Raw genomic sequence first — 10,087 nt, forward strand, 5'->3', positions numbered from 1 at the left:
CGTCAGGGCTTGTAGTCGACGGGCAGGTTGGCGGGCCGCGCGCCGGTCGGCGGGACCTGGAGGGTCTTCAGGGCGAACTCCATCACCTGCTTGTAGACGGGACCGCAGATCTGACCGCCGAAGTAGCTTCCGGAGGTGGCGTTCTGGATGGCGCAGTAGACGGTGACGCGGGGGTTGTCCGCGGGTGCGAAGCCGGCGAACGACGAGGTGTACCCGTGGTACTTGCCGGTGGCCGGATCCACGCGGTTGGCCGTGCCGGTCTTGCCCGCGACGCGGTACCCGGGGATGCGGGCCTTGACTCCGGTGCCCTGCTCGTCGTCCACGACCGACTCCAGCATCCGGGCGAGGGCCCTGGCCGTCTTCGCGCTGACCACGCGGGTCTCCTTGGCCTTGGGCGCGGGAGTGAAGCGGCCGTCGGCGCCCTTGGTGCCGCGCACCAGGGTCGGCTCGACCCGGACCCCGCCGTTGGCGATGGTCGAGTAGACGGAGGCGGCCTGGACGGCGTTGATGGAGAAGCCCTGGCCGAAAGGAATCGTGTACTGCTGCGAGGTGGACCACTTCTGGTACGGCGCGAGGATGCCCGGGGTCTCGCCCGGGAAGCCGAGTCCGGTGTAGCTGCCGATGCCGAACCTGCGCAGGTAGGAGTAGAGGACCTTGTTGGCCTCGGGCTGGGTCTTGCCGAGCTGTCCGGTGGCCAGGATGGTGCCGATGTTGCTGGACTTGGCAAGGACGCCGTTCAGCGTGAGGTACCAGGTGCCGTGGTCGACGTCGTCGGAGAAGAGCCGGTCGCCGCGGTGCAGCCGGTTCGGTACGACGACGTGGGTGAGCGGGGTGGCCGCGTTCTCCTCCAGCACGGCCGCCATGGACATCACCTTGGCGGTGGAGCCGGGCTCGTAGGCGTCCTGGATGGCCGCGTTGCCCAGGGCGGCGGAGTCCGCCTTGGACAGGTCGTTCGGGTTAAAGCCGGGCGAGTTGGCCATGGCCAGGATCTGCCCGGTGCGGGTGTCCTGGACGATGACGTAACCGCGGTCGGCCTTGGACTTCTTCACCTGCTCGGTGATGGCGTTCTGCGCGGCCCACTGGATGTCGCGGTCGATGGTCAGCTCGACGTCGGAACCGGGCACGGCGGGCGTCTCCGCCGATCCCGCGGTGGGCACCTCACGCCCCCCGGACTGGGCGTAGCGGATCTTGCCGTCCTTGCCGGACAGCTGCTTGTTCAGCTTCTGCTCGATGCCGCCGCCGCCCTGGCCGTCGGCGTTGACCCAGCCCAGTATCCCGGCGGCGAGGTCGCCGTTGGGGTACACCCGCTGGCTGCTCGGGTCGGCGAAGACGCCGGCGAGCACGTTGACGGTGTTCTTGTCCGTCTCCGACTTCTTGGCGAGCGCGCTCTTCAGGTCCTTGATCTGCTTCCAGACCTGCGGGGTCTGCCGGGTGGCGAGCCGGGCGTAGCGGGAGTTCCGGTTCTTCGGCCGCAGCTTCTTCACGAGCTCGCCCTGGCTCTGCCCGAGGATCGGCGAGAGCAGCGCGGCGGCCTGCTCCGGGCCGTCGCCGACCTTCAGCTGCTTCCTGTCGAACATCGTCGGGTCGGCCGTGATGTCGTACGCGTCCTCGCTGATGGCGAGGGCCACGCCGTTGCGGTCGGTGATCCCGCCGCGCTCGGCGGCCAGCGTGTGCACGACATACCGGTTCTGCTCGGCCCGCGCGGCGTACGCGCTGGCGTCGACGGCCTGCACCTGGAGCAGGCGTAGCACGAAGGCGATCAGGACCAGGGTCAGCGTGAGGCTGACCAGGCGCAGCCGGGGCCGCGGGCTGCCGAGTCGGAGCGGGCGCTGATACGGCGGCCGAGCAGCACTCGGCCGCCGCACCGGACGCGCACCGGGTTCCGGCTGCCGCCGCACGGCGCTCCTCGGCCGCGGCGGCCTGGCCGGCCCGGGCACATGACGGCGCGGCGGTTCCCTGTCGGACACTTCCGTCACCTGCCGGGGGTCGGGGTGGGGGTGGGCTGGGGGGTGGAGGGAGGCGGGGGAATGGCCCCCGCGGGGGCGGAGGCGATGGGGGCCGACAGGGGCCGGCCCTGTGCGGAGGGCGTGACCGAGGCCGAGGTGGCGGGTGCGGCCGCGGTCGTGGAAGGGGACGCGGGCGGCGGGGTCAGGGCCTCGGGGGCGACCGGGTCGGTGAAGGCGGCGGACTCGGGGGCGGCGGCGCTCGGGACGCCCTTGACCGTGCCGTCGGGACCGAGGAACGCCGGGTCGCCTCCGGGGACCATGCCGAGTTCGCGGGCGCGGCGCTGGAGGGCGTCGGGAGAGGAGTAGGCGTCGATGTCCCGCTGGAGGGCCTGTTCCTCGTCCGTGAGGTTCTTCGTCCGCTTCTGCAGGTCGGCGAGTTTGAACGAGCCTTCGCTCAGCGCGGAGTTGAGCACCAGCAGCCCGATGAGGCCGCCGCCGAGGAGCAGGACGACGAGCAGGACGAACGGGGTACGGGCGGCCCGCGCCCGGCCGGCCGGAAAAAGCCGCGCCAGCCGCGCGGCCCGTCCCTTCAGCTGAGGTGTCCTACCCACGGCTCCCCCGGTCGGTGCGGGGGCCCTCACAGCTCCGCCGGTCGGTGCGGGACGTCGCGAGGCACTCCGGGCGGGTACGGGAACCGTCGCGACGCTCCCGGAGAGTCCTGAGGTCCGCCCGGTACTCCCGGAGAGTCCCGGACACCTCACCGGTCCCCCGGTGCATCCGGGGATGGGAATCCGTGCTCCTGTTCCGGAGAGCCCGGCAGGTCCCGCGAGCCACCCGGAGCGTCCGGGGATGGGAATCCGCGCGAACCCCCTGGAGAGCCCCGCAACCCCCGCGAGTCACCCAGCGCCTCCGGAAGCCCTCTCGACCCCCCTGGCGAGTCCGGGAATGTCCCCGGCTCCCCTGGTGAGGCCGGGAATCCCCGTGAGCCCCCCGGTGCGTGCGGGAATCCAACCGACCCGTCCCCGTCACTCGGCGTCCTCCCTGATGCGTTCGGCGCCGCGCAGCCTGGCGGGTGCGGCCCGGCGGTTCTCGGCGACCTCTTCCTCGGTGGGAAGTTCGGCACCCCGGGTGAGCAGCTTGAGCCGCGGCTGGTAGCGCTCGGGCACGACCGGCAGGCCGGGGGGCGCTGTGGAGGCCGCGCCGGCCGCGAAGACCTGCTTGACCAGACGGTCCTCCAGCGAGTGGTACGCGAGCACGGCGATGCGGCCGCCGACGTCCAGGGCCTTCACCGCCGCCGGGATCGCCCGCTCCAGGACGGACAGTTCGCCGTTGACCTCGATGCGCAGCGCCTGGAACGTGCGCTTGGCGGGATTGCCGCCGGTGCGCTTGGCGGCCTGCGGCAGGGCGTCCCGGATCAGCTCGACCAGCCGCGCGCTGTTGGTGAACGGCTCCTTCTCGCGCTCACGCACGATCGCACCCACGATCCGCTTGGCCTGCTTCTCCTCGCCGTACGCGCGCAGGATCCGCACGAGCTCGCCCGCCGGATAGGTGTTCAGGACCTCCGCGGCACTGATGCCGGCCGTCTGGTCCATCCGCATGTCCAGCGGCGCGTCCTGGGCGTAGGCGAAGCCGCGGTCGGCCTCGTCCAGCTGCATGGAGGAGACCCCGAGGTCGAACAGGACGCCCTGCACGCGCGCGATGCGGAGCTTTTCGAGTACGTCGGGCAGCTCGTCGTAGACGGCGTGCACGAGGGTGGCGCGCTCACCGTAGGGCGCCAGCCGCTCACCCGTCAGGCGCAGCGCCTCCTTGTCCCGGTCGAGACCGATCAGCCGTGCCTCGGGGAAGCGGGTCAGCAGCGCCTCGCTGTGTCCGCCGAGGCCGAGGGTGCAGTCGACGACCACCGCTCCCGGGCGCTCCAGGGCGGGCGCCAGCAGGTCCAGGCACCGCTGGAGCATCACCGGGACGTGTCGACTCTGGCTCAAGGGGGCCTCTCATCTTCCGGCGGGCCGCACGCACCGCCGGGTCCCCGCCAGCTCGTGTAGGGGAGGCCTGCCGGCGCCGGAAGCGTCAGCCGGACCGGGAGCGGGAGGAGGCCGAGCCGTACGTACGCGCCGCGCACGTGGGGAGACGGTCCGGGGTGAGCCGGGGTCTCCGGGGTTTTACCAGCGGGGAGAGCCGCGTCTCCCGCTTCGCGTCACTTTAGTCCACCCTGTCTCGCGGTCAATCAACCGGCCTGCGCGTCGCCTACCGCATCGCGTCGGGCGCCGCAATCCGACGGGATTCACCCGTCCGGGGCAGGTTTGCCCTCCCTATGGGATAGCTCACAACAAGCCACGATGACGTTTTTTGTCCCGCTCTCACAGGAGGACGGGACCGGGGGTGACCAGTAACGTCTTGAGTATGACGACTTCCGCAGCAGTGCCCACTGGATCCGAAGGCGCCATAACCGAAGGCGGCACCGTGACGGACCGCCTGGTCGAGGCCAACCAGGCGTACGCCGCCGAGTTCACCGACCCTGGAATGGACGCCCGTCCCGTTCTCAAGGTCGCGGTCGTGGCCTGCATGGACGCCCGTCTCGACCTGCACGCCGCGCTCGGTCTGCAGCTCGGCGACTGTCACACCATCCGCAACGCGGGCGGAGTCGTCACCGACGACGTGATCCGCTCCCTGACCATCAGCCAGCGGGCGCTCGGCACCCGCAGCGTCGTGCTCATCCACCACACCGGATGCGGCATGGAGACCATCACCGAGGACTTCCGGCACGACCTGGAGATGGAGGTCGGCCAGCGACCGGCCTGGGCCGTGGAGGCCTTCCGGGACGTCGACCAGGACGTGCGCCAGTCCATGCAGCGCGTGCGCACCTCGCCGTTCCTGCTGCACACCGACAACGTGCGCGGTTTCGTCTTCGACGTGCGCACCGGTCTGCTGCGCGAGGTCGACCCGGCCTGACCGGCACACCGGCCGGCCGCCCCGGAAGCATCCCGCCATCGCCGTACCGCCGTACCGCCGTATCGAAGATGCGGTCAAAGGGACGTAAGACCGACATAGTGCGGGCAGTTGTCCACAGGCGAGTGACACGAATCGGTAACGGCGGCAAGAATGCGGGGTGTGGCGTCGCGCGGAACCTTTCCCGCGTGGTGTCCGTGTTTCGGGGTGGGCCGGTTTCGCACGCAGCGTCGGCCCGTATAGAACGGGCCGAGGAGGGCCGGGTGACGACCTATGACGATCGAGCGAGCCTCACTGATCTGACCGCCACGGTGGAGCGGGTGCGCGGTTCGGTGGAGGGCGTGATCGAGGGCAAGCCCGAGGTCGTACGGCTCGCGCTGACCGTGCTGCTCGCCGAGGGCCACCTGCTGATCGAGGATGTCCCCGGAGTGGGCAAGACGATGCTGGCCAAGGCGCTGGCACGGTCCATCGACTGCTCCGTGCGGCGCATCCAGTTCACACCCGACCTGCTGCCCTCGGACATCACCGGTGTGTCCATCTGGGACCAGCAGCGCCGGGACTTCGAGTTCAAGCCGGGTGCCATCTTCGCGCAGATCGTGATCGGCGACGAGATCAACCGCGCCTCGCCCAAGACCCAGTCGGCGCTACTGGAGTCCATGGAGGAGCGGCAGGTCACCATCGACGGGCAGACCTATGAACTGCCCAGCCCCTTCATGGTGGTGGCCACGCAGAACCCGGTCGAGATGGAGGGCACCTACCCGCTGCCCGAGGCCCAGCGCGACCGTTTCATGGCCCGGGTCTCCGTCGGCTACCCGAGCGTGGAGGCCGAGTTGCAGATGCTCGACATCCACGGCGGGGTGAGCCCGCTGGCGGACCTGCAGCCGGTGGCGCACGCGCACGAGATCGTGAAGCTGATCGAGGCCGTGCGCACCGTGCACGTCGCCGAGCCGGTCCGGCGGTACGCGGTGGAGCTGGTCGCCGCCACCCGCACGCACCCCGACCTCAGACTCGGCGCCTCCCCGCGCGCGACGCTGCATCTCCTGCGCGCCGCGAAGGCGTCCGCGGCCCTCGCCGGCCGGGAGTACGCGCTGCCGGACGACGTCCAGGCACTCGCCGTCGCCGTCCTCGCGCACCGTCTGCTGCCCACCGCCCAGGCCCAGCTGAACCGCCGTACGGCCGAGCAGGTCGTGCAGGAGATCCTCCAGCACACCCCGGTGCCCGCGGCGCCGGGCCCGCAGAGCGGCTTCCACGGCCTCGGTCACGGCGTTCCGGCGTATCCCCAGCAGCCCCCGCGGAGTCTGTGATGAGCGCCGGGGGGACGGGGCAGGCGGAGGCCGACCGCGGCGAGAGCGGCGGCGTCCGTACGGCCCTGACGGGCCTGACGACCCGCGGCCGTTCCTTCCTGGCGGCCGGCATCGCGGCCGCGATCTGTGCGTACGTCCTGGGGCAGAGCGATCTGCTGCGGGTCGGCCTGCTGCTGGCCGCACTGCCGCTGACCTGCGCGACCGTGGTGTACCGCACGCGCTACCGGGTGGCCGGCACCCGCCGGCTCTCCCCCGCGCGCGTGCCGGCCGGCAGCGAGGCCCGGGTGCACCTGCGGATGGACAACGTCTCCCGGCTGCCCACCGGCCTGCTGATGCTCCAGGACCGGGTGCCCTACGTCCTCGGGCCGCGCCCGAGGTTCGTGCTGGACCGGATGGAGCCGGGCGGCCGCCGCGAGGTGTCCTACCGGGTCCGCTCCGATCTGCGCGGCCGCTATCCCCTGGGCCCGCTGCAGCTGCGCCTTACGGACCCGTTCGGGATGTGCGAACTCACCCGTTCCTTCTCGACGTTCGACACCCTCACGGTCATCCCGCGCGTGGAGCCGCTCGCCCCGGTCCGCTTCAGCGGCGAGGCCAATGGGTACGGCGACGGGCGGCAGCGCTCGCTGGCCCTGGCCGGCGAGGACGACGTGATCCCGCGCGGCTATCGCTACGGCGACGATCTGCGCCGGGTGCACTGGCGGTCCACCGCGCGCTACGGCGAGTTGATGGTACGCCGCGAGGAGCAGCCCCGTCGCTCGCGGTGCACCGTCCTGCTGGACACGCGGGGCGGTGCCTACGAGGGCGCGGGCCCCGACTCGGCCTTCGAGTGGACCGTCTCCGGTGCCGCCTCGGTGCTGGTGCACATGCTCGAACGCGGCTTCTCGGTACGCCTGTTGACCGACAGCGGCAGTGCGGTGCCGGGAGAGGGCGCCGACGGGTTCGCGGGCACCGGGCAGGAGACCGCGGAGGCGGCCGGGCTGATGATGGACACCCTCGCGGTGATCGACCACTCCGACGGCACGGGCCTGTCCCGGGCGTACGACGTGCTGCGCGGGGGCAACGAGGGGCTGCTGATCGCCTTCCTGGGCGACCTGGACGAGGAGCAGGCCGCGACGGTCGCCAAGATGAGCCGGCGCAGCGGCGGTGCGGTCGCCTTCGTGCTGGACCCGGACACCTGGGCGCGGGAGGCGGCCGATGTGCCGCGGCCCGGCGACCGGCACGCCGAGCGGCTGCGGATGCTGCGCGAGGCGGGCTGGACGGCGCTGAGCGTGCCGCGCGGCGCCGGACTGAACGCGCTGTGGCAGCAGGCGGACCGGGAGCGCTCGGGCCTGGCCGCGGTGGGCGGGGAGGCGACGCGATGAGCGGGCGGGCCCGACTCGCACTGTGCGCGGCGGCGGCCACGCTGATGGCCTCCTGTGCACTGCTGCCCCTGGTGGCCGAGCCGACCTGGCTGCTGCAGCTGGTCCCGCTGGTGGCCGTGCAGACCGGGGTGGGCGCGGCGGCCCGCCGGGTGCCGCTGGGTCGGCCGCTGACCGTGGCGGCACAGGCGCTGGTCACCCTGATGCTGCTGACGCTGGTCTTCGCCCGGGAGTACGCCGTCGCCGGGCTGATCCCCGGCCCGGACGCCTTCCGGCACTTCGCCGACCTGCTCCAGCAGGGCTCGAACGACGTCAGCGAGTACGCCATACCGGCGCCGCTGACGGACGGCATCAAGCTGATGCTGATCGGCGGCGTGCTCGTGATCGGCCTGCTGGTGGACACGCTCGCGGTGACCTTCCGCAGTGCGGCCCCGGCCGGGCTGCCGCTGCTCGCGCTGTACTCGGTGGCCGCCGGGCTGTCCGACGGCGGGGCCGACTGGCTGTGGTTCCTGGTGGCGGCGGCCGGCTATCTGATGCTGCTGCTCGCGGAGGGCAGGGACCGGCTGGCGCAGTGGGGCCGGGTCTTCGGTGGCGCCGCCCGTTCCCCCGGCTCCCCGGAGGGCGGCGCGGTGGCCCCGGCGCGCACCGGACGCCGGATCGGTGCGGTCGCGCTCGGCGCCGCCCTGGTGGTGCCGCTCGCCCTGCCCGCGATGCAGGGAGGCCTGCTGGACGCCGCCGGCACGGGCGTGGGGGCGGGCAACGGCAACGGGGGCACGATCTCCGCGGTCAACCCGCTGGTGTCGCTGCGCGACAGCCTGAACACGAACAACGACCGCCAGGTGCTGTCCCTGAAGACCAGCACGAACGACATCTCGGACCTGTATCTGCGGATAGTGTCCCTGGACGACTTCGACGGCACCACGTGGAAGCCCGCCCAGCGGCACATCGTCGGCGTACCGGCCCGGTTCCCCACGCCCGTCGGCCTCGACGGGGACGTCAAGCGCGGCACGGTGACGACCACCGTCTCGGCGTCGGACTGGTACGCCCAGGACTGGCTGCCGATGCCGTACCCGCCGAGCGGGGTGAAGATCGGCGGCCGCTGGCGCTACGAGCCGGTCGGCATGACCCTGGTCGGCGACCGCGGTCAGACCACGCGTGGCGAGACCTACCAGGTGACCAGCCTGGACGTGCAGCCGACCGCCGAGCAGCTGTCCACCGCGCCGGAGCCGCCGGCGGCCCTGGAGCGCGAGTACACCAAGGTGCCGTCCGCGCTGCCGAAGGTGGTGGCGAGGACCGCCAAGGAGATCACGGCGGGCGCCCGCAGCCACTACGAGGAGGCGGTCAAGCTCCAGGACTACTTCGCCGTGACGGGCGGCTTCCAGTACGACACCCAGGTCGAGGTCGGCCGCGGCCCCGACGCCATCGCGAACTTCCTGAGGAAGAAGGAGGGCTTCTGCGTCCACTTCTCCTTCGCCATGGCGGCGATGGCCCGCACCCTCGGCATCCCGGCCCGGGTCGCGGTGGGCTTCGCGCCCGGCACCCCGCAGCCCGACGGCAGGGTCGCGGTGAACCAGAAGGACGCGCACGCCTGGCCGGAGCTGTACTTCGAGGGGGTGGGCTGGACCCGCTTCGAGCCGACCCCGACCCGCGGCACCGTGCCGTCGTACACCCAGTCGGACACGCCCGGGACCTCGCTGCCGGACCAGACCCTGCCCTCGCACCAGTCGTCCTCGGCGCCCTCGGCGGCGGCCTCGCCGAGCCGGAGCTGCACGCCCGAGCTGATCAAGGTGCAGGGCTGCGACACCGCGTCCGCCGCGGCGGCCCCGCACAGCGGCGGCGGGGGCACGGGCCCGTGGTGGTATCTCTTGATCGGCCTGGCCGCGCTGGTGGTGCTGGCGATTCCGCTGTCGCCGCTGCTGTGGCGGATGCGGGTGCGCTCGGTGCGGCTCGGCGGGCACGCCCGGACCGAGCAGGGCGCGGCGGCGCACGCCCTCGCGGCCTGGCAGGAGTTGGCGGACAGCGCCTGGGACCACGGCATCGCGCCGGACGAGTCGCTGACGCCACGCCGGGCGGCCGCCCGGATCGTCGAGCTCGGGCGGCTGGACGCGGCGGCCGGTGCCGCGGTGCACCGGGTCGCGGACGCGGTGGAACAGGTGCTGTACGCGCCCCGGCCGCGCCCGGCGGCAGGTACGGCGGCGGACGTGCGCCGGGTGATCGAGGGGCTGCGCGGCCCGGCGAGCACCGGTACACGGCTGCGGGCGCTGTTCCTGCCCCGCTCGTCGGTGCGGGTGCTGTGGGCGGTGTCGGCCCGCTGGGCGGCGCTCAGGGCGCGGGTGTCGGGGGCCCGGCCCGGCGGTTTGCGCCGGCCGTCGCAGCAGCGGGGCTGAGAGCATGGGTGAGGGGGGGGCCCCCCCCGGGGGGGGCCCCCCCCCCCGGGGGGGGGGGCGCGCCGGGGCGGGGGGGGGCCAAAACCCGGGCGCGGGCGGAAAGACCGGGAGGGGGAGGGCGCCCCGCCCCCCCCACCACAAAACCG

At 72.8% G+C, this 10,087-nt stretch carries 7 protein-coding genes; 4 read left to right on the forward strand and 3 right to left on the reverse strand.

Annotated elements, in window-relative coordinates; genetic code table 11:
• Positions 1–2: 2 nt before the first annotated feature.
• From ACIBJF_RS04160 to rsmH, 3 genes are all read right to left on the reverse strand, one after another.
• The gene (locus tag ACIBJF_RS04160) at positions 3–1,967 is read right to left on the reverse strand and encodes a peptidoglycan D,D-transpeptidase FtsI family protein (protein ID WP_399172115.1); all 1,965 of its coding nucleotides are present in this window, start codon (positions 1,965–1,967) and stop codon (positions 3–5) included.
• A gap of 5 nt (positions 1,968–1,972) precedes the next feature.
• Positions 1,973–2,557 carry a septum formation initiator family protein gene (locus ACIBJF_RS04165; protein ID WP_399172117.1) on the reverse strand — a complete coding sequence of 195 codons (585 nt, stop codon included), beginning with the start codon at positions 2,555–2,557 and terminating at the stop codon, positions 1,973–1,975.
• Positions 2,558–2,971: 414 nt separating this feature from the next.
• Complete coding sequence (rsmH, locus tag ACIBJF_RS04170) at positions 2,972–3,928, reverse strand: 16S rRNA (cytosine(1402)-N(4))-methyltransferase RsmH (protein WP_399172119.1); 957 nt, start codon at positions 3,926–3,928, stop codon at positions 2,972–2,974.
• A gap of 418 nt (positions 3,929–4,346) precedes the next feature.
• Between rsmH and ACIBJF_RS04175 the strand changes: the two genes are divergently transcribed.
• From ACIBJF_RS04175 to ACIBJF_RS04190, 4 genes are all read left to right on the forward strand, one after another.
• A complete protein-coding gene (locus ACIBJF_RS04175) occupies positions 4,347–4,895 on the forward strand; it encodes a carbonic anhydrase (RefSeq protein ID WP_351800386.1) in 549 nt (182 codons plus the stop codon).
• Positions 4,896–5,155: 260 nt separating this feature from the next.
• A complete protein-coding gene (locus tag ACIBJF_RS04180; protein WP_351800383.1) occupies positions 5,156–6,196 on the forward strand; it encodes a MoxR family ATPase in 1,041 nt (346 codons plus the stop codon).
• Positions 6,196–7,557, forward strand: coding sequence for a DUF58 domain-containing protein (locus ACIBJF_RS04185; protein ID WP_399172120.1), 1,362 nt, complete (start codon positions 6,196–6,198; stop codon positions 7,555–7,557). The genes ACIBJF_RS04180 and ACIBJF_RS04185 overlap by 1 nt, the downstream gene beginning before the upstream one ends.
• A complete protein-coding gene (locus ACIBJF_RS04190) occupies positions 7,554–9,941 on the forward strand; it encodes a DUF3488 and DUF4129 domain-containing transglutaminase family protein (protein ID WP_399172121.1) in 2,388 nt (795 codons plus the stop codon). Before ACIBJF_RS04185 ends, ACIBJF_RS04190 begins: the two co-directional genes overlap by 4 nt.
• Positions 9,942–10,087 lie beyond the last annotated feature (146 nt).

Origin of the sequence: Streptomyces sp. NPDC050743 (assembly GCF_044456925.1) — a bacterium.
Lineage (GTDB): Bacteria > Actinomycetota > Actinomycetes > Streptomycetales > Streptomycetaceae > Streptomyces.

What these genes read in the sequence shown, in the direction of transcription:
- ACIBJF_RS04190 (WP_399172121.1), top strand. Translation starts at nt 7,554, where the DNA reads ATGAGCGGGCGGGCCCGACTCGCACTGTGCGCGGCGGCGGCCACGCTG.
- ACIBJF_RS04175 (WP_351800386.1), top strand. Translation starts at nt 4,347, where the DNA reads ATGACGACTTCCGCAGCAGTGCCCACTGGATCCGAAGGCGCCATAACC.
- ACIBJF_RS04185 (WP_399172120.1), top strand. Translation starts at nt 6,196, where the DNA reads ATGAGCGCCGGGGGGACGGGGCAGGCGGAGGCCGACCGCGGCGAGAGC.